The following is a 26,899-nucleotide window of genomic DNA, read 5'->3' on the forward strand; positions in this document are numbered from 1 at the left end:
TTCGTGGGGACAGGTTGGTATTGGTAGTCTCCTGCCGGGTCGGGGGACTCCCATTCGAAGGACGACATGACCAGTAAGCACGCGGTGCCGCGTTCGGGACGCCGCGCCCGGTGGTGGATCGTCGGCGTTCTCGCCGTGCTGGTGGCACTGCTGCTGTGGTTCGCGTGGACGTTGTACTCCGCCTACGACGGACTTAGTGCCGCCCGGGACGAAGCGCAGCGCGCGAAATCCGCCATCCTGGAGGGCAATCCGGACGAGGGTCGCGTTGCCGCCGACGCTGCGGTCGAGTCGTCGTCCGATGCGGTCGACGCGACGAACTCCCCGATCTGGCGCGCCGTCGCGGCGGTCCCGGGCCTTGGATCACCGCTGGCCGTCGTCGGATCGCTGGCCGACACCGTGCAGGAATTGACCTCCGACGTATTGCGTCCGGCGAGCGAGGTCGGGTCGGCGCTGAATCCGAAAGAACTGCGCGCCGACGACGGCACCATCGACCTGGCCGCCTTGCGCACGGCCGCACCGAAACTGGAGTCCATCGCCGCGGCGACGAGCGCGCTGAACGCTGACCTCGAGCAGACGTCGACCGACACCTGGGTTCCGCAGGTCGCCGACGCCGGTGCGCAGCTGAAGGATCAGGTGGGCGATCTCTCGAGCCTGGTGACCAACACCTCGCTCGCCGCGAAGGTGCTGCCGACGATGCTGGGCGAGGACGGTCCGAAGAGTTACTTCCTCGCGTTCCAGACCAACGCCGAGTCGCGCGGAACAGGCGGTCTCATGGGCGGTTTCGCCGTCGTGAAGGCGGACCGCGGCAAGATCAGCCTCGACGAGCTTGCGCAGAACGCCGCGCTCGACGGTCGTTACCGGCCTATCGACCTCGGTCCCGACTTCCAGCGTGCCTACGGCAACCAATACGACGCGACCACCAACTGGCAGAACGCCAACCTCAGCCCGCACTTTCCCTACGCCGCGCTCATTCTGCGCTCCATCTGGTGGCAGGACTCCGGGCAGGTGGTGGACGGTGTGGTGGCGACCGACCCGGTGGCGCTCGGCTACATCCTGACCGTGGTCGGCCCGGTGACGTTGGCCGACGGGGAACAGATCACCGGCGACAACGTGGTGAACAAGACGCAGTCCGAGGCCTACTTCCGGTTCCAGGACGACAACGCCGCGCGCAAGGAGTATCTGCAGCAGATCGCGGCGCGGGTCTTCGCGAAGCTCGACGGGTCGGTGTCGAACCCGCAGGCCTTGCTCGACGCGATCGGCCGGGGGGTCGGCGAGGGGCACACCGCGGTCTGGAGCGGTGACGAGCAGGTGCAGAACGTGTTGTCGGGCACCAAGATCGCCCACGAGGTCCCCGACGACCCCGCGCCGTACGCATCGGTGGTCGTCAACAACGGCGCCGGTGGCAAGCTCGACTACTACCTGAAACGCGACGTGACCTACACCGCCGAAGGGTGTGCGGGCGACCGTCGTCGGACCAGGGTGACGGCGACCGTGACCAACACGGCGCCGGCGCAGGACTACCCCGTGTACATCGCGGGTCGGCAGAACGAGACGACGGCCTACGAGGGTCCGCCCGGCACCAACCGGTCGGTGGTGACGATCTACACGACCACCGGGTCGAGCCTGGGCCGGGCGACCATCGACGGTCGTCCGGTGGTGATGTTGACCGGTGCCGAGCGCAACCACCCCGCGTTCTACACGCCGCTGGTGGTCGAACCGGGACAGACGCGCGAGGTGGTGCTCGAGCTGCTGGAACCGACGGCGCGGGGGGCCGCGCGGGTGCCGATGCAACCGCAGACGCTCGACGGCACCGTGACGGTGGACGTCCCCGACTGTTCGAAGAACTGACCCGCGGGTACCTCCCCTGTGAGGGCGCCCCGTTGCACGACCCGTCGTGCGATGGTTAGGCTTACCTTGCAGCCGGGATTCCGGTTGGACCGGACTCGGCAGGCGAGGGAGGTGCGATGTCCGCAGCGTTGGAGCTCGACGCGATCACCGAGATCGAGCCTGGGTGCTACCCCGCGATCGTGGTGTCCGCGCAGCAGCTGTCGCCCTCCATGATTCGGATCGTCTTCGGCGGGCCGGACATCGAACGCTACGTGGGCGTCGCGGCGCCCGACGAGTGCGTCACCGTGTACTTCCCGCCCACCATGGACGACGTGCTGCCGCGGATGACCGAGGTCGCCGGCGTGTGGGGCTACCACGATCCCGCGCTGCGCCCCGAGTGCCGCAACTACACCGTGCGATCGCGCACCGAGACCACCCTGACCGTCGACTTCGTCCTGCACGAGGTGGGCGTGGCCGCCGAATGGGCCCGCGCCGCACGCGCCGGCCACCAGGTGGTGCTGTCCCGACCGCGGTCCTGGTACCGCGTTCCGGCCGACGCCGACTGGCAGCTGCTGGTCGCCGACCAGACCGGCCTTCCTGCCGTCGGTCGGGCGCTGGAGCAACTCGCCCCCGGCGACCGTGCCCACGTGATCCTGGAGATCCTGGACGACGCCGATCGCCAGGAGTTCGACACCCGCGCCGACGTCACCGTCGAGTGGCTCGTCGGCACCGGCAACGGTGCGACGCCGACCGCGCTGGTCGACGCCGTGACGTCGTTCGAGCGTCCCGACGGCGTCGGCTACCTGTGGTTCGCCGGCGAGGCCGGCGCGTCGCGTGCCGTGCGCGCGATCGCGCGGAAGCATTGGGGATTCGACACCAAGCACTGCTCGTCCATCGGGTACTGGCGCGAGCGCGCCGAGGAGTGGCTGGCGAAGTACAAGCGATACGAGCGGATGGCGCTCGCCGGCTACAACCGGGCACTGCGCGAGGGCCGCACCGAGGCGCAGGCGCAGGAGGAGTTCGAAGCGCTCCTCGAGCGCGTCGGGCTCTGACTCAGGCGGGTCGATCCCGGCTTTCCGGCGACTCCACCCGTCCTCCCGGCATGGCCAGCGCGGCGACCAGCAGCAGGACCGCGCCGCCGACGACGGTCCAGAACACCAGGTGCAATCCGTCGGCCAGCACCTCCGGGCGTGGATCGTCCCCCACCGTCGCGTTGACGATGGCACCGCAGACCGCGATGCCCACCGCACTGCCGATGTTGCGCGCGAACGTGTTGGTCGAGGTCACCACGCCGCGTTCGGCGTAACTGACGGACGACTGCGCGGCGATCAGGGCCGGGCTCGCGATGAGGCCCATCCCGGCGCCGAGCACCAGACACCCGGCGGCCACTTCCCACACCGACGACGACTCCGACCAGCGCAGGGTGAGCAGGGAGCCGACGGCCACCACGGACGCGCCGATCACGGCCGTGCGCCGGAAGCCGATGCGCAGGTACACCCGGCCGGACTGCGACGACATGGCCGGCCAGGCGAGCAGCAGCGGCGCGAGCGTGAAGCCGCCGGCGAGCGCGCCGAGGCCGAGCACGCCCTGCACGAGCGTCGGCACGTAGGTGGTGATCACCAGGACGACGGCGCCGATGACGGCCGCCACGGCGCTGGTCGCGAGCAACACGCGGCGGGTGAGGACCCAGAGGGGCAGGACGGGCGCCACGGTGCGACGCTCGACGGCCACGAACGCGGCGAGCGTCACCACTCCGAGTCCGAACACCGCCACCGACGTCCCCGACGTCCAGGCCCAGGACCGTCCGCCCTCGAGCAGCCCCAGAATCAGGGCGCCCGCGCCGACGGTCAGCAGCGCGGCCCCGGGGTAGTCGATGCGGTGGGCGGTGCGGGGCCGTTCGCCCTCGTCGAAGCGGCGGGCAAGGACCACGGCGGCGACGATGCACAGCGGGATGTTGACGAAGAAGATCCACCGCCAGGACAGGAACTCGGAGAAGAGGCCCCCTAGGCTGGGGCCGGCGAGCGAGGCCACCGCCCACACGCTGGCGAGGTAGCCCTGGGCCTTCGCGCGCTCCCGCACGGTGTAGATGTCGCCGGCGATGGTCTGCACCATCGGTTGCACCGCGCCGGCGCCGATGCCCTGGACGGCACGGAAGACGATGAGCGACGGCATGGACCACGCGAGCCCGCACAGGATCGACCCGACCAGGAAGACGCCGATTCCGAACAGCACCAGCCGTTTACGGCCGAACAGGTCGGCCAGCTTGCCGTAGAGCGGGACGGTCACGGCCTGCGCCAACAGGTAGACCGAGAAGAGCCACGGGAACTGGCCGAAGCCGCCCAGCTCGCCGACGATCGTCAGCACCGACGTCGCGATGATCGTGGTGTCCAGGGCCACCAGGAAGTTGCACAGCATCAGGGCGGCGAGGATCGGCCCGCGTTCGGACCGGAATCCGACGTCGGCCGTTCCCGGTTCGCTCGCCACGAGTCGAGAGTGGCAGATGCCCTGGCCGCACTCCCGGCCGACCCGCGACTAGTGTCGGTCCTCGTGCGACCACCACTGTCGAGTTACCCCCACCTGGCCGCCGGCAAGGTTCGTGAACTGCACCGCATCGACGACGAGCACCTGCTGCTGATCGCGTCGGACCGCATCTCGGCCTACGACCACGTGCTCCCGACGTCGATTCCGGACAAGGGCCGGGTGCTCACGGCGATGAGCGTCTTCTTCTTCGATCTGCTCGGCGTGCCGAACCACCTCGCCGGCGGGCCGGACGACCCGCGCATTCCGGAGGAGGTGCTGGGCCGCGCCCTGGTGGTGCGCGCGCTGGACATGGTGCCGGTGGAGTGCGTCGCCCGCGGGTACCTCACCGGCTCGGGGCTGAGCGACTACCGCGCCACCGGCGCCGTCTGCGGCGTGCCGTTGCCCGACGGGCTGGTCGAGTCCAGTGCGCTGCCGGAGCCGATCTTCACCCCGGCGGCCAAGGCGGCTCTGGGTGAGCACGACGAGAACGTCGACTTCGACACCGTCGTCGCCACGGTCGGCGCGGACCGGGCGCAGGCGCTGCGGACGGCCACCCTGGACATCTACCGACGCGCCGCCGAGCACGCGGAGACGCGGGGAATCATCCTCGCCGACACCAAGTTCGAGTTCGGCGTCGACGCGTCGGGCACGCTGGTCCTGGCGGACGAGGTGCTCACCCCGGACTCCTCGCGGTACTGGCCGCGCGAGGGCTACGCGCCCGGCCGGACCCAGCCGAGCTACGACAAGCAGATCGTCCGCGACTGGCTCACCGGCGAATCGGGTTGGGACAGAACGGGTGACGCGCCGCCGCCGCCGTTGCCCGACGACGTGGTGCAGCGCACCCGCGCCCGCTACATCGAGGCCTACGAGACCGTCTCGGGCCTGAACTTCGACGATTGGGTCCGACCGTGACACCCCTGCAGCCGCCGATCGCCGCCACCGTCCCCACCGAACGTCGTCACCACGGCGATGTCGTCGTCGACCCGTACGAGTGGCTGCGCGACAAGTCCGACCCGGCCGTGATCGCCCACCTCGAGGCGGAGAACGCCTACACCGAGGCGCAGACCGCACACCTGCAGCCCCTGCGGGACGCGGTGTTCGAGGAGATCAGGTCGCGGACCAAGGAGACGGATTTGTCCGTCCCCACCCGGCGCGGATCGTGGTGGTACTACGGCCGCACGTCCGAGGGCAAGAGCTACGGCGTGCAGTGCCGCTGCCCCGTCGCCGCACCGGACGACTGGAACCCGCCGGTGCTCGAGGTCGGCGTCGACATCCCGGGCGAAGAGGTGGTGCTCGACAGCAACGTCCTGGCCGAGGGGCACGACTTCTTCTCGCTGGGGGCGTTCTCGCTCACCCGCGACGGGTCGCTCCTGGCCTACTCCGAGGACACCACCGGCGACGAGCGGTACACGCTGCGCATCAAGGATCTGCGGACCGGCGACCTGCTGCCCGACGTCATCGAGGGCGCCGCGCCCGGCGCCACGTGGTCCGGGGAGGGCGAGTTCCTCTTCTATCAGACCGTGGACGAGTCCTGGCGGCCCGACCGCGTCTGGCGCCACCGCGTCGGCACCGCGACCTCCGAGGACGTCGAGGTGTTCCACGAACCGGACGAGGCGTTCTGGGTCTCCTTCGGCTCCACCCGCAGCGAGAAGTACCTGCTGATCTCGGTCGGGTCGAAGATCACCACCGAGATGCGCTACCTCGAGGCGGACGATCCCACGGGCGAGTTCCGCGTGGTGCTGCCCCGGCGGACGGGCGTCGAGTACCACGTCGAGCACGCCGTCGTCGCCGGCGAGGACCGGTTCCTCATCATGCACAACGACGAGGTCGACGGGGTCAAGGCGGACAACTTCGTGCTCGTCGAGGCGCCCGTGAGCGACCCGACGGCGACGACGGTGCTGGTGCCGCACCGCGACGACGTCCGGCTCGAGGACGTCGACGCGTTCGCCGAGCACCTCGTGCTCTCCTACCGCCGGGGTGCGGTGCCGCGGATGGCGCTGTGGCCGCTCGGTCCGGACGGCTACGGCGAACCCGCCGAGCTCGAGTTCGACGAGGAGCTGTTCTCGGTGGGCCTCGGCGCCAACCCGGAATGGTCGGCTCCGCTGCTGCGCTTCGGTTACACCTCGTTCATCACGCCGTCGCAGGTCTACGACCTGAACCCGGCGACGGGGGAGCGCATCCTGCGCAAGTCGCAGCCCGTGCTCGGCGACTTCGACCCGTCGCGCTACACCCAGACGCGGGAGTGGGCGACCGCCGACGACGGCACCCGGATTCCGCTGTCCGTCATCGCGCGTCGCGACGTGACGGGGCCGGCGCCGACGCTGCTCTACGGCTACGGCTCCTACGAGGCCAGCATGGACCCCGGGTTCTCGGTGTCTCGGCTCTCGCTGCTCGACCGCGGCATCGTCTTCGTCATCGCGCACGTACGCGGCGGCGGCGAGATGGGCCGACGGTGGTACGACGACGGCAAGATGCTGCGCAAGAAGAACACGTTCACCGACTTCGTCGCCGCCGCCCGCCACCTGATCGACACCGGCGTCACCACGCCGCAGCAGCTCGTGGCCGACGGCGGCAGTGCGGGTGGCCTGCTCATGGGAGCGGTGGCCAACATGGCGCCGGAGCTGTTCGCTGGGATTCTGGCCAACGTTCCGTTCGTGGATCCGCTGACCTCGATCCTCGATCCCTCGCTGCCCCTCACCGTGATCGAGTGGGACGAGTGGGGCGACCCGCTGCACGACGCCGAGGTGTACGAGTACATGAAGTCGTACTCGCCCTACGAGAACGTCGAGGCCAAGGACTACCCCGCGATTCTCGCCGTGACCTCGCTGAACGACACCCGCGTGCTGTACGTCGAGCCGGCCAAGTGGGTGGCCGCGCTGCGGGCGAAGAACACCGGCAGCGAGCCGATCCTGCTCAAGACGGAGATGAACGCGGGCCACGGCGGCGTCAGCGGACGGTACGAGCAGTGGCGCGAGGTCGCCTTCGACTACGCCTGGGTGATCTCCCGAACCGGAGCCGACCACGTTGCCGACACGTCTCGGGGCGAGGCAAACTGACCCCCGAGTAAGTTCCGATCCAGGGGGGCACAGTCATGACACGAACCGACGTCGAGTTCCCGTCCGGAGACGACCGCTGCGCCGCATGGCTCTACCGGCCGGAGGGCGCCTCGCCGGACGCAGCCGTCCCGGTGGTGGTGCTTGCGCACGGACTCGGCGGCGTGCGGGAGATGCGTCTCGACGCGTACGCGGAGCGCTTCACCGCCGCCGGGTACGCCTGCCTGGTGTTCGACTACCGCCACTTCGGCGCCAGCGGGGGAGAGCCGCGGCAGCTCCTCGACGTCGACCGGCAGTTGGCCGACTGGGCGGCGGCCGTGCGCTACGCCCGTCGACTGGACGGCGTCGACTCGGCACGCGTGGTCCTGTGGGGATCGTCGTTCAGCGGTGGGCACGTCGTTGAGGCGGCCGCGCGGGACGGCCGCATCGCCGCCGTCGTCTCGCAGTGTCCGTTCACCGACGGGCTCGCCTCCGCCCTGGCCACCCCGCCGGTGACGACGCTGAAGATCGCGCCCACCGTCGTCCGCGACGTCGCCGCGTCGATCCTGCGTCGTCCGCCGGTGCTGGTGCCGCTGGCCGCGCCCCACCGCGGGGCGGCGCTCATGGCCAGCGACGACGCGCTCGAGGGCTACCGCGCCCTGCGGCCGGACGGGATGGCCGTCGCCGAGTCGGTGGCCGCCCGCGTCGCGCTGCAGATCAGCCGGTACTTCCCCGGCCGGTCCGCGAAGAAGCTCACCTGCCCGGCGTTGTTCTGCGTCTGCGACCACGACACCGTGGCGCCGGCGCGCGCCACCCTGCGGCACGTGGAGAAGGCGCCGCGCGGTGAGGTGATGCTGTATCCGTACGGCCACTTCGACATCTATCTCGGTGAGGCGTTCGAGACGGTCGTCGCGGACCAGGTCGCGTTCCTGCGCCGGGTGGTGCCGGTCTAACGCCAGCGGTAGCGCACCTGCGGGCGGCCGGCCCGGCCGTACTCGGTGTGCCGGTCGACCAGACCGTCGTCGGCCAGGCGCTCGAGGTACCGCCACGCGGTGACCCGCGAGACGCCGACGGCCGCCGCCGCGTCCGACGCACCCAGCCCGTCCGGGGCCGCGCGCACGCTGTTCGAGATCTCCGTCAACGTCTGCGGGGCGATGCCCTTCGGCGTCGCCGCCCGCTCGTCCGCCGTCCGCAACGACGCCATGGCCCGGTCGATGTCGCGCTGGCTGACGGCCGACTCGCCGTTCCGCAGCGCGGTGCGGAACTCGCCGTAACGCTCGAGCTTGTCCCGGAACGCGGCGAAGGTGAACGGCTTGAGCAGGTACAGCACGATGCCGTGGGCGACGGCCCGGCGTACCACCGCGAGGTCCCGCTCGGACGTGATGGCGATGACGTCGGGACCGGGGCGGAGTCCGCCGAGGGCGGCGGCGACGTCGATCCCGCTGGCGTCGGGCAACCCGATGTCGAGGAGGACCAGGTCGAACGGGGCGTCGTCGGCGATGGCCGTCGTCGCGGCACGCAGGGCGCCGGCGCCGGAGTGCGCCACCGCGCCCACGGTGAAGCCGGGCACCCGCCCGACGTAACTCGAGTGGGCCTCCGCGATCAGGGGTTCGTCGTCGACCACCAGGACCTTGACGTCGCGATCGTCGTCGGCCGTGTCGCTGTCGCCGCTCACCGCAGCGACCCGAGCGGGATCGTGGCGGTGACGACGGACCCGGCGGAGGCATCCGAGGTCAGGGTGCCGTCGTGGCGCTGGATCACCTGGGAGACCAGGGCGAGTCCGAGACCGCGGGAGCCGGCCTTGGTGGAGAACCCTCGGGTTCGTGCGCGAGCCAGGGCGTCGGCGTCCATGCCGGACCCACTGTCGGCCACCTCCACCACCAGATCGGTGTCGGTCTCGCGCACACTCACCTCCACCCATGCCTCGTCGGACTGCTTGGCCGCGTCGATCGCATTGTCTATCAAGTTGCCGACCAGGGTGACCAATTCCCGACGCGCGACGGCGTCGGTGTCGGTCAGCGCCGTGTCCTCGGTGACGGTGAGTTCGACGCCCTGTTCCGCGGCCTGACTGACCTTGCCGAGCAGCAGCGCGGCCACGGCGGGTTCCTGCACGGTGGTCATCAGGCGGTCGATGAGGTTCTGCGACAGCTGCAGTTCCTGGGTGGCGAACTCGACGGCCTGCTCGGTACGGCCCAGCTCGACCATCGTGATGACGGTGTGAAGCCGGTTGGCCGACTCGTGCGCCTGGGAGCGGAGGGACTCGGCGAACGACGTCATCGAGTCCAGTTCGCCGAGCACCCGCTGCAGTTCGGTGTGATCGCGGACCGTGGTGACGGTGCCCAGCCGACGGGATCCGCGCACCACCGGGTTCTGGTTGACCACGAGCACGCGCGTGGCCGTCAGGTGCATCTCGTCGCGGATCGACTCGTCCCCGAGCCCCCGCAGGGACTCCGGCAGACAGTCCCGCGTCACCGTCTCCGCGTCGAGGTCGAGCAGGCGTCGGGCCTCGTCGTTGACCACCTCGGCCTCGTCGCCGTCGCCCCACACCAGCAGGCCCTCGCCGATGGAGTGCAGCACCGCGTCGTGATGGTCGTACATGCTGCGGAGTTCGTCCGGCGCGAGGCCCAGCGTCTGACTCTTCAGGCGTCGGTTGAGCAGGTAGGAGGCGCCGACCGCGATGGCCAGCGCGGCGCCGACCACGGCGAGCACGACGGGAAGGCCGGCGACGAAGCGATCCGAGATGCGGGCGCGGGTGACACCGGCGGACACCAGCCCGATGAGGCTGCCGCCGTCGTCCATCACCGGGGTGACCGCGCGAATGGACGGACCCAGTGAGCCCTCGTACGACTCGGTGAACGTCTCTCCGGCCAGCGCCCGGTCGATGGTGCCGGTGAACTTGCCGCCGATCAGCTCGGCGTTGGTGTGGGTGAACCGAGTGCGGTCGGGGGCCATGACCACGATGAAGTCGACCGACGTGGCCCGCCGGATCTCCTCGGTGACCGGCTGCAGACGCGCGGTGGGATCGGGGGACTCGATCGCCTCCGCCGTCGACGGGGAGGTGGCGAGCGATTCCACGATGGCGGTGACCTCGTGGCGGGTGGCCTCGTCGCTCAGCGCGCGTTCGTCGAGGACGACGGCGACCCCGCCGATGCTCACCAGGAGGATCACCACGGCGAGCTGCCCGAGGAACAGTCGACGGGCAACGCTGCGTGACCGGCGGCGGCGTCGGGCATTGGTGCTGGTCAACTCGACCTTTCGGTAAGTCGTCGTTCACCGGTGGTGTTGTGTGCAACCCCGCGCAACGTGAACGTAATGAACAGATTCGTGACTGGGATCACCCGGTGCAGCACAGTTCTCTGCAGACCGCGTGACTCACCTCACGCCTCGATTCTAAGGACGAGAACATGACCACCACGCACGACGTCGAACCCACCTCGCCGACACCGCCGCCGAAGAAGAAGCGGGACAAGACCCACTGGCTCTACAGCGCCGTGATCGTCGCGGTCGTCGGTGGCATCGTCTTCGGACTCGTCGCGCCGGACACGGCGTCCGAGTTCGGCGTGCTCGGCACCATGTTCGTCTCGCTGATCAAGATGATGATCAGCCCCGTCATCTTCTGCACCATCGTGCTCGGCATCGGCTCGGTCAAGGCCGCCGCCAGCGTCGGCAAGGTCGGCGGCCTGGCCCTCGGCTACTTCATCGCGATGTCCACCTTCGCGCTCGCCATCGGCATGGTGGTCGGCAACCTGATCCAGCCCGGTAACGGTCTGAACATCGAGTCGGACAGCGCCGCGGTCGACAAGCTCGTCGGTCAGGCCGAGGGCGCCGGCGGCACCCTCGACTTCATCCAGAGCATCATCCCGACCTCGCTGCTGTCGTCGCTCACCGCGGGCAGCGTGTTGCAGACCCTCTTCGTGGCACTGCTCGTCGGCTTCGGTCTGCAGGCCATGGGCAAGCAGGGCGAGGGCATCCTCAAGGGCATCGGCTCGATCCAGAAGCTCGTCTTCCGCATCCTCGCCGGCATCCTGTGGCTCGCCCCGATCGGTGCCTTCGGCGCCATCGCCAAGGTGGTCGGTGACACCGGCATCGACGCGGTCGTCCAGCTCGCCACCCTGATGCTCGCCTTCTACCTGACCTGCACCATCTTCGTGTTCGGCATCCTCGGCACCATCCTGCGCTTCGTCTCCGGCGTCTCGATCTTCAAGCTCTGCAAGTACCTGGGCCGTGAGTACCTGCTCATCGTCGCCACCTCGTCCTCCGAGTCGGCCCTGCCGCGCCTCATCGCCAAGATGGAGCACGTCGGTGTCCAGCGTCAGACCGTCGGCGTGGTCGTCCCCACCGGGTACTCGTTCAACCTGGACGGCACCGCGATCTACCTGACGATGGCCTCGATCTTCATCGCCGACGCCATGGGCAACCCGCTCTCCATCGGTGAGCAGATCTCGCTGCTGCTCTTCATGATCATCGCCTCGAAGGGTGCAGCCGGCGTCTCCGGTGCCGGCCTGGCCACGCTGGCCGGCGGCCTGCAGAGCCACCGCCCCGAACTGCTCGACGGCATCGGCCTGATCGTCGGTATCGACCGGTTCATGTCCGAGGCCCGCGCCGTCACCAACTTCTCCGGCAACGCGGTCGCCACCATGCTGGTGGGCACCTGGACCAAGACCATCGACAACGGTCGGGTCAAGGACGTGCTCGACGGCAAGCTCCCGTTCGACGAGACCACGATGGTCGACGACGGACACGGCGAGGCTCGCGATCCGGAGGCCAAGCCGGACCTGGTCAAGAACTAGGTCCACAGCCCCGGCCACGAGCCGGGGACGCACCGAACCACGGCGGGTGCACTCTCGATCAGAGGGTGCACCCGCCGTTTCCCTGTGCGCCGTTCTTTTCCTTTCGTCAGAACGGGGGCGGGGTGTCGTCGGGTGGGTGGTGCTTCATCTGGTTGCGGAGTCTGTTGCGGTTTCGTTCCTGTCGTCGGCGGGCGTGTTTCTGCTCGGTGCGTGGGGCAGGTCGAAGGCGTTCCACCGGTGTCGGTCTCGGTCTGTGTCCGTTCTCGGTGGGTGGGTCGCCGAAGACGACGGCGTCGAGTCCGGGGTGGACGTCGTGTCCGGTGAACGCCGGGCCGAGGACGGTTCGGCCGTCGGGGATGGTGACGGTGCGGATCAGGCGGCTCGGGTCGGTGGGGTCGGGGTACTGATCGTCCACGAAATTCCCGAACGTTTTCAGCAGGTGGTGGAAGCGGCATTTGGCGCCGAGTCCGGCCGCGTTGGTGCGCCCGCCCTTCTCGGGGTGGGTGTGGTCGTATTCGGTGATGTGGTCGAGGTCCCCGTCCCACGCGGGTCGGTTGCAGCCGGGCCAGGTGCAGAACAGATCCCGCGCACGGATGTACGCATCGAGGGCTGCGGAGGGGCGGTAGGGGTTCGACGGTTGCGTCGCCCGCAGTGGGGTGTCGGTGCCGTCCCCCAACGGCCGGATGATCGTGCCGGGGTCGGCGGCGAGGTCGCGGACGTGGGCGCCGGAGATGATCCCGATGCCGGAGAGGAACCCGACGCCGTCGACGAAGTCCAAGCCGACAGGCTCTTCGCATCCCCGGGAGTGGTCCGCCGCGTCGCCGGCGGTAGCCGCGCCACCGAGCTCGGTCGAGTCCCCGCTGTCACCGGTCCCGGCGGTGACGGTCGGCCGGTCCGATGGCACCGCCTCCGTCGCAACCGTTTCCGTCGCAACGGGTTCCGCCGCGACCGACTCGACCGAGGCCGAGCCCGCGGCAACCGATTCCGCCGCACCGGGTTCCGTCACCACCGACTCGGCCGAGACCGAATTCGCTGCACTGTCGGCCTCGACCTCGTCGGTGTCGGTCTGGGCGTCGGGCCGAGGCGGCGCGGCGGCGTTCAGGTACGGCCGCGGGAGGTGCTGCGGTGACCGGCAGACCCGTTCGTTCTCGGGCGCGGGGACGGGGCCGTGGAGGGTGGTGGTGTCGGTGACGAGGTGAATCACGATGCGGGGCGCGGTCGCCGCGAATGTGGTCAGGTCGATGTTCTTGTAGCGGCAGTCGGTGATGGGGCGGTCGCAGTCGCACCCGAACTCGGTTTGGGTGATCAACGCGTAATGCGCATCGGAGGCCCGAGCGGCCTTGGAGCGGGTGTCCTTCGGGCACACCTGCGCGGCCAACCGTCGCACGGCCGCGTGGAGCGCGACGATGTCCTCCGCCGGCCGGGTGTCCGTCGCCGACGCCATCCCGTCGCGGCCGATCTCGACGGTGAACTCTCGATTCCGCTTCGCCTTCTCCCGCCGGGCGCGGACGGCATCGGGATCACGGCGGTCGACCATCGTGTCCACCATGGCCTCCATCCGCGCCGGCGACCACGACCCGGGTCTGCGGAGGGCGCGGGCGATGTCGGCGTCGACCAACGCCGCGTAGCACTGCCCTTCGATGAGTTCGGTGCGGGCGACGATGGTGCGGATGTGGTGCGGGGTGACGATCCCGTCCCGCAGGCATTCGGCGACCTTCGGGAGTCGGTCGCGCAACGCGACGGCGTCGGTGAGCAGGGTACGGGCAGCCCCCTGCGTGATCGACAACGTGGTGGCGATGGTCGCGGCGCAGCGGGTGTGTGCGTCGAGCTCACGCCGGTCTTCGTCCTCGAACGGCTCCACCAGTTCGGCGTGCATGGCGGCGGCGAGCTGGTATTCGAACCACTTCAGGTAGGCCACCCCCGCCGTCGCGTGGACCAGCGCGTCCAACGCCTGCGGCGCGGGAAGGTCACAGGTAGCAGGCAGACCGAGGGCGGCGTGGTCGAGCGCAGCCCACGGCGTCACCGCGGACTGTGTCCCCACCTGCACTGCAGCCATGCTGTCGACCCCCCAGTCGCTCGTATGTTCGAGTGTACCGGCACCCACCGACACGGTCCATGACACGCACGCACGAAACTCCGTCGGGGGATCGGCCGGGAACACCGGCGGTCGTGGTGGGGGTTACTCGTCGGTACTGTGACCGCATGACAGAACTGCAGAACATCGGCATCACCACCCTGGGTGGGGCGCCGACGTCGCTCGACGAGTACAGCGGTCGGGCGGTCCTCGTGGTCAACGTGGCATCGAAGTGCGGCCTGACACCGCAGTACACCGCCCTCGAGAAGCTGGCCAAGGACTACTCGGACCGCGGTCTCTCCGTGGTCGGATTCCCGTGCAATCAGTTCGGCGGCCAGGAGCCGGGCACGGCCGAGGAGATCGAGACCTTCTGCTCGACCACCTACGGCGTCACCTTCCCGCTGATGGAGAAGATCGACGTCAACGGGGAGAACCGGCACCCGATCTACGAGCAGCTGGTGCAGACGCCGGACGCCGACGGCGAGGCCGGGGACGTCCAGTGGAACTTCGAGAAGTTCCTGATCTCGCCGGAGGGCGAGGTGGTCGGTCGCTTCCGCCCGCGCACCGAGCCGGATGCTCCCGAGGTTCTGGCCGCCATCGACAAGGTGCTTCCGGTCCCCACGCTCTGACCGACGTTCGTCGGGCGTTCACGTACGAGACGAGCCGTCGTACACCTCGGTGTGCGACGGTTTTCTCATGACCGCACGTCTGATCGTGTCCGTCTCCGGGATCCGTGACGAGACCCGCGACGCCGCCGCCGAGTTCGCCGCCGAGATGGACCGTCGCAACCTCTCCCTCTCGCTGCTCGTGGCGCCGCGCCTCAAGGACAAGTACCGACTGACCCGCGACCCCGAGACGCAGGACTGGCTTCGGGCCCGACGCGAGCACGGTGACGCGATCGTGTTGCACGGGTACGACCAGGCGGCGACCAAGCGTCGTCGCGCCGAGTTCGCCGTTCTCCCTGCGCACGAGGCGGGCCTTCGCCTGCGCGCTGCGGACCGCGTCATGGAGGAGATCGGTCTGCGCACCCGCGCGTTCGCCCCGCCGCGGTGGGTTGCCTCGCCGGGCGCGATCTCCGCACTCCCGGCGGTCGGGTTCCGCCTGTACGCGGGCCTGACCGGCATCTCCGACCTCGACCGCGGCACCGTGGTGCGCAGCCGCGTCTTCGGTATCGGGGAGGGATTCGGCGCCGGCTCCGGCGGCTACGTGTGGGAGCCGGGAACGTCCGAGCCGTGGTGGTGCCGCGCCCTCGTGATGGGTGCGGGACGGGTCGCGCGTCGGGGCGGCGTGGTGCGACTGTCCGTCAGCGCCAAGCAGCTCGGCCGACCGGGACCGCGGACCGCGATGCTCGACGCCGTGGACCTCGCCTGCTTCCACGGCGCCGAATCCGCTCGCTACGAATGGGTCTCGCGGTCCCGGTCGACTGCCGCCTGATCGCGGACCAGCGCGGGGGTCACCGCCGGACGGCCACCAGAATCTCGTCGTCCACGTGATGCCCACCCGCCCCGGCGGGCGGCGCGGGGCGCGGGCGGGTCTCGTCGACGCGGATCTCCCACTCGGCCGGATCGAGCACGGCGCCCACCTCGCCGGGTGACCAGAAGTCCGTCGGGTCGAAGCCCGCCCACGAATGCCCCTGCACGCGAGCATGACTCACCATCAGCAGCGTGCCGCCCGGCGCGACGGTCGCGGCCAAGCGCCGCACCGCGTCGTCCCCGTCGGAGCGCAGGATGCCGAAGTAGTGCATCGTCACCAGGTCGAACGACGCTTCCGGCAGCGGGTCGTGCACCAGGTCTCGCGTCTCCCAGGTGACGGAATCGTCCAGTGCGCGCGCCCGTTCCACGGCCACCGCCGAGATGTCCACGCCCGTCGTCTCCCAGCCCTGCCGGGCCAGCCACACGGCGTCGGCACCCTCGCCGCAGCCGACGTCGAGCGCCCGGCCGGGCGTCAGCGATGCAGCCACCAGAGTCAACGGCGGGTTGGGGTTTCCGCTCCAGCGCCGCTCCGACTCGCGGTAGAGCTCGTCCCAGAACGCGCCGTCGAGCGTCGGCTTCTCGCCGGCCCGAGCGACGGCGGCGTCGGTCTCCTCCATCACGAGCTCGAGGTTGGTGTGCGCACCGACCAGCGACCCCTGCGCCGTCGACGCGATCACGGTGGCCGACGGGTCGGACACGTTGCCCGCCACCCGAACTCCAGGAACGGACGTGGCACCCGTCGGGTCCGCCTCGATCATTTCGCCGAGTCCCATCGGGTGCGGAACCGGGTGCAGACCGAGCGACGCGAGCAGCTCGCCCCGCGCGCTGAACCGCAGTCCCACCGCCAGGGCGTCGAGCGGGACGACGGTGCCGTCGGCCAGGGTGACGCCGCTGAGGGCGTCGTCGGTGGTCTCGACGGACGTGACCGGCGTCGTGACGATGTCGACGCCGCGCGCGCCGAGGCGGGTGCGCTCGTCCTCGGTCGGCTCGGCGCCGTCCGTGAGGTAGATCATGTCATCGGTCCACTGCCGCCAGAGGGTGGCGTGGTGCAGGCTCATCGGTGACGTGCGGAGCACGCCGATCCGGCGGTTCTGCACCTCCCACCCGTCGCAGTACGGGCACTGCACCACGTCGCGGCCCCACCGATTCTCGAGTCCGGGGAGGTCGGGCAGGTGGTCGGTGAGACCGGTGGTGACGACGAGACGTCGGGCGGTGATCGTCGTGCCGTCGTCGGTGGTGGCGGTGAAATGCCCGCCGTGCCCACCGAGGGCGGTGACGGTGGCGTCGACGATGCGCACGTCGTAGCGGTCGAGATCGGCCCGCCCGTGCTTCAGGTAGTCGAGGGGTGAGGTGTGATCGCGGCCGAGCACGCCGTGCATGTGCGACGCGGGTGCGTTGCGCGGGGTGCCGTTGTCGAGGACGACGACGCGGCGTCGGGCACGGCCCAGCACGAGGGCTGCGCTCAGGCCCGCGGCGCCGCCGCCGACCACCAGAACGTCGACGTCGGACCGGGAGCGGGGGGCGGACTGGGTGTGTGCGGTCATGGCAGCCACAATGAGCGCGTATCGCGGATTTGACAAACATCTTTGCCGAAACTGCAATAAGACCATGAACGACGGCGCAGACGACGTGGACTCGGTGCTCTCGGCGATCGGCCCGCGGCTGCGGGCGTTACGACGCAAGGCCGACGTGACGCTGACCGTCGTCGCCGAGCGCACGGGCATTCCGGTGAGCACGCTCTCGCGCCTCGAATCGGGACAACGCAAACCCAGCCTCGAACTGCTCCTGCCCCTGGCGAAGGTCTACGAGGTGCCGCTCGACGACATCGTCGACGCTCCCGAGACCGGGGACCCGCGGGTGCATCTGCGGCCGGAGAAGCGCCACAACGGGATGACGGTGGTGCCGCTGACCCGCCGGCCGGGGGGTCTGCAGGCGTACAAGACCATCGTCCCCGCCGGTCCGCCCGTCGCCGAGCCGACGCTCCACTCCCACGAGGGCTACCACTGGCTCTACATTCTCAGCGGACGCCTGCGGATGATCCTCGGGGACCGGGACTTCGTGCTGAAGCCGGGGGAGGTGGCCGAGTTCGACACCCACCTGCCGCACTGGTTCGGTTCCGCGGACGATCGGCCCGTGGAATACCTCGGCATCTTCGGGCCCCAGGGCGAACGGATGCATCTGACCGCCCAGTACCCGCCGCGATGACGTTCTACGCTGGGTGACATGACACGTGACGCCGACGTCGTGGTGGTGGGAGCCGGACTCGCGGGGCTGGTGGCCACCGCGGAACTGGTGGCTGCCGGCAAGCGGGTGATCCTGGTGGACCAGGAGAACGAGGCGAACCTGGGCGGCCAGGCGTTCTGGTCCTTCGGTGGGCTCTTCCTGGTCGACAGCCCCGAGCAACGACGTCTCGGCATCAAGGACTCCTACGATCTGGCCCTGCAGGACTGGATGGGCGCGGCGACGTTCGACCGCCCCGAGGACCACTGGCCTCGGCAGTGGGCGGAGGCGTACGTCGCGTTCGCCGCGGGGGAGAAGCGCAGCTGGCTGCGGGAGCGGGGCTGGAAGGTCTTCCCGTTGGTGGGGTGGGCCGAGCGCGGCGGGTACGGCGCGACGGGTCACGGCAACTCCGTCCCGCGCTTCCACCTGACGTGGGGCACCGGACCGGGGTTGGTGGAGGTCTTCGAGCGCATCGTGCGCGAGGGTGTCGAGCGCGGCTCGGTGACCTTCGCGTTCCGCCATCGCGTCGACGAGGTCGTGGTCACCGACGGCGCCGCGACGGGCGTCCGCGGTGCGGTCCTCGAACCGACGACGGCGGCGCGTGGGGTGACGTCGTCGCGAACGGTGGTGAGCGACTTCGAGTTCCGCGCGGACGCCGTGCTGGTGACGTCCGGCGGCATCGGCGGCAACTGGGAGCTGGTGAAGAAGAACTGGCCGACGCGCATGGGCCGGGTGCCGCGGCACATGCTCTCCGGGGTCCCCGCGCACGTCGACGGCCGCATGCTCGAGATCACCGGCCGCGCAGGCGGTCACGTGATCAACGAGGACCGCATGTGGCACTACACCGAGGGCATCACCAACTTCGACTCCGTGTGGCCGAACCACGGCATCCGCATCCTGCCCGGCCCGTCGTCGCTGTGGCTCGACGCCACGGGAACGCAGTTGCCCGCGCCGCTCTTCCCCGGATTCGACACCCTGGGCACGCTCGAACACATCGTCTCGACGGACCACGACTACACCTGGTTCGTGCTGGACCAGAAGATCATCGAGAAGGAGTTCGGACTCTCGGGGCAGGAGCAGAACCCCGATCTGACCGGCCGCGACGTGCGCAAGCTCCTCGAACGGGTGCGGCCCGGCGCCCCCGGGCCGGTGGAGGCGTTCAAGACTCGCGGCGAGGACTTCGTGGTGGCCGATTCCGTCGCCGAGCTGGTCGCCGGGATGAACAAGATCGGCGACGTCGAGCTCGATCCCGCGGCGATCGAAGCCCTGCTCGTGGCGCGAGATCGGGAGATGGACAACGACTTCGGCAAGGACTTGTCCGTCTCGGCCATCCACGCCGCGCGCAAGTACCGCGGTGATCGGGTGGCCCGCATCGCCTCGCCACACAAGATGCTCGACCCCGCCAACGGGCCGCTGATCGCCGTCAAGCTCCACCTGCTGACCCGAAAATCGTTGGGCGGCCTCGAGACCAACCTCGAGTCGCAGGTGCTGCGGGCCGACGGGTCGGTGTTCCCGGGGCTCTACGCGGCCGGTGAGGTGGCAGGGTTCGGCGGCGGCGGCGTCCACGGATACCGCTCCCTGGAGGGGACGTTCCTCGGAGGCTGCATCTTCTCCGGTCGCGCCGCCGGCCGCGCCCTGGCCCGCTAGACCGTGACGCCGGATTCCTCGTCGACGGTGCGGAATTCGGTTGCCTCGGGCGACAACTGGTCGTAGAGGCCGTACCAGAAGCCGCGTGCCTCGGGTGAAACGACGGCCTGATGGATGGGGAACGCGACGCGCGGTGCGACGGCCCGGAGGAAATCCACGCCCTCGCTGAGCTTCATCCACGGGGCGGCGGCGGGCAGCGCCAGCGCCTCGACGGCGGTGTCGGGCACGAACAGCGAGTCGCCGGGGTGGTAGAGCTGCCCCGGACGCTCGGCCGACCCGAGCAGGAACGCGATGTTGTCGATCAGCGGAACGTCGGGGTGGATGGTGGCGTGGGTACCGCCCGCGCCGGTGATGCGCAGGTCGCCCACGGACAGGACATCGCCCGCGTGCACGGCGGTCCAGCCCTCACCGAGCTGCTCCGCGGTCTGCGGGTCGGCGTACCGGGCGGCGTCCGGGTTGGCCTCGAGCAGTGCCGGCAACCGGTCGGTGTCCACGTGATCCGCGTGCTGGTGCGTGATCAGGATGGCGTCGAGGCCGGTGATGCCCTCGAACCCGTGCGAGAAGGCACCGGGGTCGAACAGCACGGTCGATCCCTCGAGGGAGACCTGGATGCACGAATGTCCGAAGTGAGTCAGCTCCATCACCCGAGTATGCGCCGCGTCCCGCCCGGCGGACCGGGGACGCGGACGGATGCGGCAAGCGCAGCGGTTAAACTTGCCTGCACGCTCACCCCCGATGTTCAGGAGCACCCACCGTGGCCCGTGTCGTAGTCGACGTCATGCCCAAAGCGGAAATTCTCGACCCCCAGGGCCAGGCCATCGTCGGGGCGCTGCCCCGCCTCGGCTTCGCCGGTGTCTCCGACGTCCGTCAGGGCAAGCGGTTCGAGCTCGAGGTCGGCGACGACGTGGACGACGCCACGCTCGAGTCGATCGCCGAGACCTTCCTGGCCAACACCGTCATCGAGGAGTGGAAGGTGACCCGGCTGTGACGGCCGCGACGGGCGCCCGCATCGGCGTCATCACCTTCCCCGGCACGCTCGACGACATCGACGCCGCGCGGGCGGTGAACCTCGCCGGTGGCGAGGCCGTCGCCCTGTGGCACGGGGACGCCGACATCAAGGGTGTCGACGCCGTCGTCGTGCCCGGTGGCTTCTCCTACGGCGACTATCTGCGCGCCGGCGCCATCGCCCGGTTCGCCCCGGTGATGACCGCCGTGATCGACGCGGCGCGCGGCGGACTGCCCGTGCTGGGTATCTGCAACGGCTTCCAGGTGCTGTGCGAGGCCGGTCTCCTGCCGGGCGCGCTGACCCGGAACGCCAACCTGCACTTCACCTGCCGCGATCAGTGGCTGACGGTGGAGAACACCGCGACGGCGTGGTCGTCGCGGTACGAGGCCGGCGCCGAGATCCTGGTGCCGCTCAAGTCCGGTGAAGGCCGGTTCCAGGCGTCGGAGGCCGTGCTCGACGAACTCGAAGGCGACGGCCGCGTGGTGTTCCGCTACGCCGGCGACAACCCCAACGGATCGCAGCGCGCCATCGCCGGAATCGCGTCGGAGAACGGGCGCGTCGTCGGGCTCATGCCGCATCCGGAGCACGCCACCGAGGCCCTCACGGGCCCGAGCGACGACGGTCTGGGGATCTTCTACTCCGCGCTCGACGCGGTGGTGACGGCCTGAGCTAGTTCTGGACGATCGCCCACGTGTGAGGCGGGAGAGTGTCGCCCACGCCGTCCGCGGCGGCGAGGACCTCACCGCCCGGACGCGTCACCGCGTCGTCGCCGAGGTTCAGCGCGAGCCTGAGGGTGGTGCCGTCGTGCGCCGCCCGCAGCGTGAGCGCGGTGTTGGTCAGCGTCTCGACGTCGGCGGACGTGGTGCGCAGCCACGGGAACCGTCGACGCAGCGAGATCATCGCCTGATGCACGCGGTACCGCGGTAGACCCAAGGGAGACAACTCGTCCGGGCTCGCCGGAAACGGCGGGCGGATCTCGTCGTCGCCGCCGACCCGCTCTTCCTTGGTGCCGCGGAAGCCCTGCTCGTCGCCGTAGTAGACGGTGGGTGTGCCGGGGACGAAGAACAGCAGTGCGGTTGCGATGTCGACGTCTCGGTCGTCGCCGAGCGTCGTCGCGACGCGGGTGACGTCGTGGTTGCCGACGAACGTGGCGGGCACGAACGTCGGCAGCAGCGCGTCGTGCCGGCCGAGGGCGTGGGCGAGCTCGAAGAAGTTGCCGTCGCGCAGGGCGCTCCACGTGGCCTTCCACAGCTCGTACTGCGTCACCGAGTCCAGACCGGACCGGTCGACGTACGTGGCGTAGTCGCCGTGGATCATCTCGCCGACGAACCACGCGTCCGGATGCTCGGCGCGGACCCGCGGCAGCACCGCGGCCCAGAACGACGGGTCGACGGCGTACGCCGCGTCCAGTCGCCACCCGTCCGCGCCCCGCGCCAGCCAGTGGTTCATGACGTCGACGACGTGGTCCTGCACGGCGCCGTTGTCGTGGTTCAGCGCGACCAGGATGTCGTGTCCCTCGAACGACTCCGGGCGATCACCGGACCACCGAATGCGTTGTCCTGCGGTCGAATCGGGTCCTTCGCGCACGGCCTCGACGGCCCACGGGTGGTCCCGACCGATGTGGTTGAACACGCCGTCGAGCAGGATGCGCACACCCTTCTCGCGCGCCGTCGCGAGCAGGTGGTCGAGGTCGGCATCGTCGCCCAGGCGGGGGTCGACGGCGAGGTGGTCGACGGTGTCGTACCCGTGCGTGGACGACGCGAAGACCGGGCCCAGCGCGAGCCCGTTGCAGCCGAGGTCGATCAGGTAGTCGAGCCAGGACTCGACGTGCGGCAGCCGGTGGGTCAGCGGCGCGCTCTCCCGCTCGGCGCCCGTGAACCCCAGCGGGAACACCTGCCACCAGATCGCGTGGGCGACCCAGTCCGGCTCGGTCGACGCGGACGGTGCCGGGTGGTCGGACACGGGGTGGCTCCTCGGGGGTCGGGGGTGGGGTCATGGTCGGAAAGTTCCGACGGTAGTCGGTGGCGACGACGTGTTGTGAGAGTGAACAGAAGATGCTCCTGTTGCGGCCCCGATCTTCGTGTGACTTACTGACGTCGGCGAGCGTGGTGCTCGCCTCTCACCTCCACAGAAGGAGCCCGCCCGTGTCGTCCTCCCTGACCGACCTCTTCTCGTCCTTCGAAGATCTCTCGGACTTCGTCACCGCGCTCGGCACGATCCTGAAGACGCTGACCAGCTTCAGCTGACCGTTCGGTGGGGCGGACGGGGCGCGCTGCGGCTCATGAGGTGACTCAGGTCACACTTGGACGACACGCGTTCTGTTGCGGGCTCGCCATTCTGTGAATAACTTATGACCGGGCACAAGCCCACCGACCTCACAAAGGGAGAACACCATGGACGCCGACACCATCAAGATGATCGTCGACACCCTCACCGCCTTCTCGAACATCTTCGGCGGTGCCGGAACGTTCATCAAGGGCATCGGCTTCTTCAGCTGAGTCGTCCCTTCTCGGTGAAGCCGGGTCCACCCTCGCGGTGGGCCCGGCTTCGTCGTTTCCCGGCCCGGCCTCTCTACGATCGGTGATCATGGCGTCCCTCACCTCCGCGACCGCGTCCGGCCTCTGCTCGTTCGTCGACGCGTCGCCCTCGCCCTTCCACGTCGTCGAGACCGTCACCGCCGAACTGGCCGCGCACGGCTTCACCACGCTCGACGAGACCGACGCGTGGCCCACCGAGCCGGGGCGGTACATCGTGGTCCGCGGCGGCTCGCTCATCGCGTGGTCCACCGAGCGCGCGCCCGACGCGCCCTTCCGCATCGTCGGCGGCCACACCGACAGCCCCAACCTGCGCGTGAAGCAGCACCCCGATCGCGACTCCGCCGGCTGGCAGATGGTGGCCCTCGAGCCCTACGGCGGCGCCTGGCTGAACTCCTGGCTGGACCGCGATCTCGGGATCTCCGGCCGGCTCGGCGTCCGGGACGGCGCGGGTGTCCGCGAGGTGGCCGTGCGCGTCGACCGGCCGATCCTCCGCGTCCCGCAGCTCGCCATCCACCTGTCCGAGGACCGCAAGGGCGTCCACCTCGACCCCCAGAATCACGTCGACGCCGTGTGGGGCACGGGGCGCTCGCCGCGCTCGTTCCTGGCCTTCGTCGCGGACGAAGCGGGAGTCGACGACGCCGACGTGCTCGGGTGGGAACTGATGACCCATGACCTGAATCCGGCTGCGGTGGTGGGGTTCTCGGAGGATCTGGTCAGCTCGCCACGGCTGGACAACCAGGGCACCTGCTACGCGGGTACCGAAGCGCTGGTCACCGCCGCCGCGGAGGCCGACGACGTGGTGCCGGTGCTCGCGCTGTTCGACCACGAGGAGGTCGGCAGCATGTCCGACCGCGGCGCCTTCTCCGATCTGATGAACACCGTGCTGGAGCGGATCGTGCTGGTGCGCGGGGGTTCTCGGGAGGACTTCTTCCGGACCATGGCCGCGTCGATCCACGCCTCGGGCGACATGGCGCACGCCACCCACCCCACTCACGTGGCGCGGCACGAGCCGTCGCACCGTATCGAGATCAACGGCGGACCCGTGCTCAAGGTCAACCAGAACCTGCGCTACGCCACAGACGCCGTGGGGGCGGCGGCGTTCGCGCAGGCGTGCGAGCGTGCCGACGTGCCGATGCAGCGGTACGTCCACCGGGCGGACCTGCCGTGCGGGTCGACCATCGGCCCCATCGCCGCGTCGCGTACCGGGCTGTCGACCGTCGACGTCGGCGCACCGCAGTTGGCCATGCACTCGGCGCGCGAACTCATGGGGGCGCACGACGTCGAGATGTACTCCGACGCCCTCGCCGCCTTCCTGGGGGTCTGACGGGCTGCGGGACCTGTCGGAGCGGGGCCGTAGAATCACCGTCGTTCTCGCGAACCGGCGTGCCTCGGTCGTGCTCGGTCGTGTCGTGCCCCAGGGAAGGACCCCTCCATCGTGTCTGTCGAGTCAACCCCTCGGGTCGACACCGTTGCCGACGCCGCTGCCGACCCGGACGTCGCGCAGCCGTACGCCGAGCTGGGGCTGAAGGACGACGAGTACGCCCGCATCAAGGACATCCTGGGCCGTCGTCCCACGGACGCCGAGCTGGCCATGTACTCGGTGATGTGGAGCGAGCACTGCTCCTACAAGTCCTCCAAGGTGCATCTGAAGTACTTCGGCGAGACCACCACCGACGAGATGCGGGCCGGAATGCTCGCCGGCATCGGCGAGAACGCCGGCGTCGTCGACGTCGGGGACGGCTGGGCCGTCACGTTCAAGGTGGAGAGCCACAACCACCCGTCGTACATCGAGCCGTATCAGGGCGCCGCCACCGGAGTCGGCGGCATCGTTCGCGACATCATGGCCATGGGCGCACGGCCCATCGCGGTGATGGACCAGCTGCGGTTCGGTGCGGCGGACGCGCCGGACACCCGCCGGGTGCTCGAGGGCATCGTGCGCGGCGTCGGCGGGTACGGCAACTCCCTGGGCCTGCCCAACGTGGGCGGCGAGACCGTCTTCGACGCCTCGTACGCCGGTAATCCGCTGCTCAACGCCCTGTGTGCGGGCGTCATGCGCACCGAGGACCTGCACCTGGCGTTCGCGTCGGGCACCGGCAACAAGATCATCCTGTTCGGTGCGCGCACCGGGCTCGACGGCATCGGCGGCGTGTCCGTGCTGGCGTCGGAGACGTTCGAGTCCAGCGGCGGGCGCAAGAAGCTGCCCGCCGTGCAGGTGGGTGATCCGTTCACCGAGAAGGTGCTCATCGAGTGCTGCCTCGAGCTGTACCAGCAGAAGCTGGTCGTCGGCATCCAGGACCTCGGCGGCGCCGGCCTGTCGTGCGCGACGTCCGAGCTCGCCTCCGCGGGTGACGGCGGCATGCACATCGAGCTCGACAGGGTACCGCTGCGCGCCACGGGAATGACGCCGGCGGAGGTGCTCTCGAGCGAGTCCCAGGAGCGCATGTGCGCCGTGGTCGCGCCCGAGAACGTCGACGCGTTCATGGCCGTGTGCGCCAAGTGGGACGTCCTGGCCACCGTCATCGGCGAGGTCACCGACGGCGAAAACCTGCAGATCACTTGGCACGGCGAGACCGTCGTCGACGTGCCGCCGCGCACCGTGGCGCACGAGGGTCCGGTCTACGAGCGGCCCGTGCAGCGCCCGGCGGCGCAGGACGCGCTGGTGGCGAACACCACCGAGGGACTGCCGCGCCCGTCGACCCCCGTCGAGCTGCGGGAGACGTTGCTGCGCATGATCTCCTCGCCGCAGCTGTGCAGCCGTCGTCTCATCACCGAGCAGTACGACCGCTACGTCCGCGGCAACACCGTCCTGGCCGAGCACGCCGACGCCGGTGTGGTGCGGATCGACGAGAAGACCGGTCGCGGTATCGCTCTCGCGACGGACGCCTCCGGTCGCTACACCGCCCTCGACCCGTACCGCGGCGCCCAGTTGGCGCTGGCGGAGGCGTTCCGCAACGTGGCCACCACGGGCGCGACGCCGAAGGCCGTCACCAACTGCCTGAACTTCGGCTCGCCGGAGGACCCGGGCGTGATGTGGCAGTTCCAGCAGGCGGTGCGCGGACTCGCCGACGGCTGTGTGGCCCTGGGTATTCCGGTCACGGGCGGCAACGTCAGCTTCTACAACCAGACCGGCTCGACGCCGATCCTGCCGACCCCCGTCGTCGGCGTGCTGGGCGTGCTCGACGACGTCCATCGCCGCATTCCCACGGGCCTCGGCCTCGAGCCGGGAGAGACGCTGATCCTCCTCGGCGACACGCACGACGAGTTCGACGGATCCATCTGGGCGCAGGTGATCCACGACCACCTCGGCGGCGTTCCCCCGCGCGTCGACCTGGCCCGCGAACAGTTGCTCGCCGACATCCTCACCGCGGCCAGCCGCGACGGACTGGTCAGCGCGGCGCACGATCTGTCGGAGGGCGGCCTGGCCCAGGCCGTGGTCGAGGCGGCCCTCGCCGGCGAGTCCGGATGCCGGATCCTGCTGCCCGAGGGTGTCGACCCGTTCGTCACCATGTTCTCGGAATCGTCCGGGCGGGTACTCGTAGCCGTTCCTCGAACCGAGGAGACCCGGTTCACGGGAATGTGCAGTGCGAGGGGGTTGCCGTGGGTGCGGATCGGCGTGGCCGACGAGGGGTCGGACGAGGTGGAGTTCCAGGGGCAGTTCACCGTGCCGCTGGCCGAGCTCCGCGAGGCGTTCGAGGGGACGCTCCCGAGGCTCTTCGGCTGATCGACGGCTCGATCCGAGCCGTCCGGTGACCGACACGACCACGCGGTCATCGG

The 26,899-nt window shown here is 70.0% G+C and carries 21 protein-coding genes; 14 read left to right on the plus strand and 7 right to left on the minus strand.

The genetic code is table 11. The annotated features are described in order from the left end of the window. The first annotated feature begins 66 nt into the window (after positions 1-66). Both HQ603_RS00785 and HQ603_RS00790 read left to right on the plus strand, forming a co-directional pair. On the plus strand, positions 67-1,848 hold the full coding sequence (locus HQ603_RS00785; RefSeq protein WP_222682499.1) for a DUF4012 domain-containing protein: 1,782 nt from the start codon (positions 67-69) through the stop codon (positions 1,846-1,848). 116 nt (positions 1,849-1,964) lie between these two features. Continuing rightward, positions 1,965-2,879: a siderophore-interacting protein gene (locus HQ603_RS00790; protein WP_261773184.1), complete on the plus strand. Its 915-nt coding sequence runs from the start codon at positions 1,965-1,967 to the stop codon at positions 2,877-2,879. A gap of 1 nt (position 2,880) precedes the next feature. On the opposite strand, the gene HQ603_RS00795 is transcribed toward HQ603_RS00790, so the two are convergent. Continuing rightward, on the minus strand, positions 2,881-4,311 hold the full coding sequence (locus tag HQ603_RS00795) for an MDR family MFS transporter (RefSeq protein ID WP_222682500.1): 1,431 nt from the start codon (positions 4,309-4,311) through the stop codon (positions 2,881-2,883). Between the two features lie 63 nt (positions 4,312-4,374). On the opposite strand from HQ603_RS00795, the gene HQ603_RS00800 reads away from it, so the two are divergent. From HQ603_RS00800 to HQ603_RS00810, 3 genes are read left to right on the plus strand one after another with little or no spacing between them, the layout of a single operon-like run. Continuing rightward, on the plus strand, positions 4,375-5,259 hold the full coding sequence (locus HQ603_RS00800) for a phosphoribosylaminoimidazolesuccinocarboxamide synthase (RefSeq protein ID WP_222682501.1): 885 nt from the start codon (positions 4,375-4,377) through the stop codon (positions 5,257-5,259). A gap of 5 nt (positions 5,260-5,264) precedes the next feature. Beyond that, positions 5,265-7,403, plus strand: coding sequence for a S9 family peptidase (locus HQ603_RS00805; RefSeq protein ID WP_222683136.1), 2,139 nt, complete (start codon positions 5,265-5,267; stop codon positions 7,401-7,403). Positions 7,404-7,438: 35 nt separating this feature from the next. Then, complete coding sequence (locus HQ603_RS00810; RefSeq protein WP_222682502.1) at positions 7,439-8,332, plus strand: alpha/beta hydrolase; 894 nt, start codon at positions 7,439-7,441, stop codon at positions 8,330-8,332. Here HQ603_RS00810 and HQ603_RS00815 read toward each other — a convergent pair. Both HQ603_RS00815 and HQ603_RS00820 read right to left on the minus strand, forming a co-directional pair. Continuing rightward, positions 8,329-9,054 carry a response regulator gene (locus HQ603_RS00815; protein ID WP_222682503.1) on the minus strand — a complete coding sequence of 242 codons (726 nt, stop codon included), beginning with the start codon at positions 9,052-9,054 and terminating at the stop codon, positions 8,329-8,331. The two genes, HQ603_RS00810 and HQ603_RS00815, sit on opposite strands and share 4 nt — an antisense overlap. Next, positions 9,051-10,625 (minus strand): sensor histidine kinase, encoded by a 1,575-nt coding sequence (locus tag HQ603_RS00820; RefSeq protein WP_222682504.1) that lies wholly within the window; start codon positions 10,623-10,625, stop codon positions 9,051-9,053. The genes HQ603_RS00815 and HQ603_RS00820 overlap by 4 nt, the downstream gene beginning before the upstream one ends. Positions 10,626-10,783: 158 nt before the next feature. Here HQ603_RS00820 and HQ603_RS00825 point away from each other — a divergent pair, with 158 nt between their 5' ends. Continuing rightward, positions 10,784-12,169 (plus strand): cation:dicarboxylate symporter family transporter, encoded by a 1,386-nt coding sequence (locus HQ603_RS00825; RefSeq protein WP_222682505.1) that lies wholly within the window; start codon positions 10,784-10,786, stop codon positions 12,167-12,169. A gap of 106 nt (positions 12,170-12,275) precedes the next feature. On the opposite strand, the gene HQ603_RS00830 is transcribed toward HQ603_RS00825, so the two are convergent. Further along, the gene (locus HQ603_RS00830) at positions 12,276-14,225 is read right to left on the minus strand and encodes an HNH endonuclease signature motif containing protein (RefSeq protein ID WP_222682506.1); all 1,950 of its coding nucleotides are present in this window, start codon (positions 14,223-14,225) and stop codon (positions 12,276-12,278) included. 146 nt (positions 14,226-14,371) lie between these two features. Here HQ603_RS00830 and HQ603_RS00835 point away from each other — a divergent pair, with 146 nt between their 5' ends. After that, complete coding sequence (locus tag HQ603_RS00835; RefSeq protein WP_222682507.1) at positions 14,372-14,872, plus strand: glutathione peroxidase; 501 nt, start codon at positions 14,372-14,374, stop codon at positions 14,870-14,872. A 67-nt stretch (positions 14,873-14,939) separates the two neighbouring features. Continuing rightward, positions 14,940-15,677: a DUF2334 domain-containing protein gene (locus HQ603_RS00840; RefSeq protein WP_222682508.1), complete on the plus strand. Its 738-nt coding sequence runs from the start codon at positions 14,940-14,942 to the stop codon at positions 15,675-15,677. Positions 15,678-15,696: 19 nt separating this feature from the next. On the opposite strand, the gene HQ603_RS00845 is transcribed toward HQ603_RS00840, so the two are convergent. Further along, on the minus strand, positions 15,697-17,259 hold the full coding sequence (locus HQ603_RS00845) for an FAD-dependent oxidoreductase (protein WP_222682509.1): 1,563 nt from the start codon (positions 17,257-17,259) through the stop codon (positions 15,697-15,699). Positions 17,260-17,323: 64 nt separating this feature from the next. Between HQ603_RS00845 and HQ603_RS00850 the strand changes: the two genes are divergently transcribed. Together HQ603_RS00850 and HQ603_RS00855 are read left to right on the plus strand one after the other, a co-directional pair. Then, the gene (locus HQ603_RS00850; protein ID WP_222682510.1) at positions 17,324-17,920 is read left to right on the plus strand and encodes a helix-turn-helix domain-containing protein; all 597 of its coding nucleotides are present in this window, start codon (positions 17,324-17,326) and stop codon (positions 17,918-17,920) included. Positions 17,921-17,938: 18 nt separating this feature from the next. Next, on the plus strand, positions 17,939-19,582 hold the full coding sequence (locus HQ603_RS00855) for an FAD-binding dehydrogenase (protein ID WP_222682511.1): 1,644 nt from the start codon (positions 17,939-17,941) through the stop codon (positions 19,580-19,582). Here HQ603_RS00855 and HQ603_RS00860 read toward each other — a convergent pair. Continuing rightward, positions 19,579-20,223, minus strand: a complete 645-nt coding sequence (locus tag HQ603_RS00860) for an MBL fold metallo-hydrolase (protein ID WP_222682512.1) — start codon at positions 20,221-20,223, stop codon at positions 19,579-19,581. The genes HQ603_RS00855 and HQ603_RS00860 overlap by 4 nt on opposite strands. A gap of 113 nt (positions 20,224-20,336) precedes the next feature. Here HQ603_RS00860 and purS point away from each other — a divergent pair, with 113 nt between their 5' ends. After that, positions 20,337-20,570 carry a phosphoribosylformylglycinamidine synthase subunit PurS gene (gene purS / locus HQ603_RS00865; protein WP_068151702.1) on the plus strand — a complete coding sequence of 78 codons (234 nt, stop codon included), beginning with the start codon at positions 20,337-20,339 and terminating at the stop codon, positions 20,568-20,570. After that, on the plus strand, positions 20,567-21,256 hold the full coding sequence (purQ, locus tag HQ603_RS00870; RefSeq protein ID WP_222682513.1) for a phosphoribosylformylglycinamidine synthase subunit PurQ: 690 nt from the start codon (positions 20,567-20,569) through the stop codon (positions 21,254-21,256). The genes purS and purQ overlap by 4 nt, the downstream gene beginning before the upstream one ends. A gap of 1 nt (position 21,257) precedes the next feature. On the opposite strand, the gene HQ603_RS00875 is transcribed toward purQ, so the two are convergent. Then, positions 21,258-22,550 carry an alpha-amylase family glycosyl hydrolase gene (locus HQ603_RS00875; protein ID WP_222682514.1) on the minus strand — a complete coding sequence of 431 codons (1,293 nt, stop codon included), beginning with the start codon at positions 22,548-22,550 and terminating at the stop codon, positions 21,258-21,260. 624 nt (positions 22,551-23,174) lie between these two features. On the opposite strand from HQ603_RS00875, the gene HQ603_RS00880 reads away from it, so the two are divergent. After that, on the plus strand, positions 23,175-24,449 hold the full coding sequence (locus HQ603_RS00880; RefSeq protein WP_222682515.1) for a M18 family aminopeptidase: 1,275 nt from the start codon (positions 23,175-23,177) through the stop codon (positions 24,447-24,449). A gap of 111 nt (positions 24,450-24,560) precedes the next feature. Beyond that, positions 24,561-26,846 carry a phosphoribosylformylglycinamidine synthase subunit PurL gene (gene purL, locus HQ603_RS00885; protein ID WP_222682516.1) on the plus strand — a complete coding sequence of 762 codons (2,286 nt, stop codon included), beginning with the start codon at positions 24,561-24,563 and terminating at the stop codon, positions 26,844-26,846. Positions 26,847-26,899: the final 53 nt, after the last annotated feature.

This window comes from Rhodococcoides corynebacterioides (genome assembly GCF_019834675.1).
Classification (GTDB): Bacteria; Actinomycetota; Actinomycetes; order Mycobacteriales; family Mycobacteriaceae; genus Rhodococcoides; species Rhodococcoides corynebacterioides_A.

What these genes read in the sequence shown, in the direction of transcription:
- HQ603_RS00825 (WP_222682505.1), top strand. Translation starts at nt 10,784, where the DNA reads ATGACCACCACGCACGACGTCGAACCCACCTCGCCGACACCGCCGCCG.
- HQ603_RS00850 (WP_222682510.1), top strand. Translation starts at nt 17,324, where the DNA reads ATGAACGACGGCGCAGACGACGTGGACTCGGTGCTCTCGGCGATCGGC.
- HQ603_RS00830 (WP_222682506.1), bottom strand. Translation starts at nt 14,225, where the DNA reads ATGGCTGCAGTGCAGGTGGGGACACAGTCCGCGGTGACGCCGTGGGCT.
- HQ603_RS00845 (WP_222682509.1), bottom strand. Translation starts at nt 17,259, where the DNA reads ATGACCGCACACACCCAGTCCGCCCCCCGCTCCCGGTCCGACGTCGAC.
- HQ603_RS00855 (WP_222682511.1), top strand. Translation starts at nt 17,939, where the DNA reads ATGACACGTGACGCCGACGTCGTGGTGGTGGGAGCCGGACTCGCGGGG.
- HQ603_RS00880 (WP_222682515.1), top strand. Translation starts at nt 23,175, where the DNA reads ATGGCGTCCCTCACCTCCGCGACCGCGTCCGGCCTCTGCTCGTTCGTC.
- HQ603_RS00835 (WP_222682507.1), top strand. Translation starts at nt 14,372, where the DNA reads ATGACAGAACTGCAGAACATCGGCATCACCACCCTGGGTGGGGCGCCG.
- HQ603_RS00840 (WP_222682508.1), top strand. Translation starts at nt 14,940, where the DNA reads ATGACCGCACGTCTGATCGTGTCCGTCTCCGGGATCCGTGACGAGACC.
- HQ603_RS00860 (WP_222682512.1), bottom strand. Translation starts at nt 20,223, where the DNA reads ATGGAGCTGACTCACTTCGGACATTCGTGCATCCAGGTCTCCCTCGAG.
- HQ603_RS00790 (WP_261773184.1), top strand. Translation starts at nt 1,965, where the DNA reads ATGTCCGCAGCGTTGGAGCTCGACGCGATCACCGAGATCGAGCCTGGG.
- HQ603_RS00785 (WP_222682499.1), top strand. Translation starts at nt 67, where the DNA reads ATGACCAGTAAGCACGCGGTGCCGCGTTCGGGACGCCGCGCCCGGTGG.
- HQ603_RS00810 (WP_222682502.1), top strand. Translation starts at nt 7,439, where the DNA reads ATGACACGAACCGACGTCGAGTTCCCGTCCGGAGACGACCGCTGCGCC.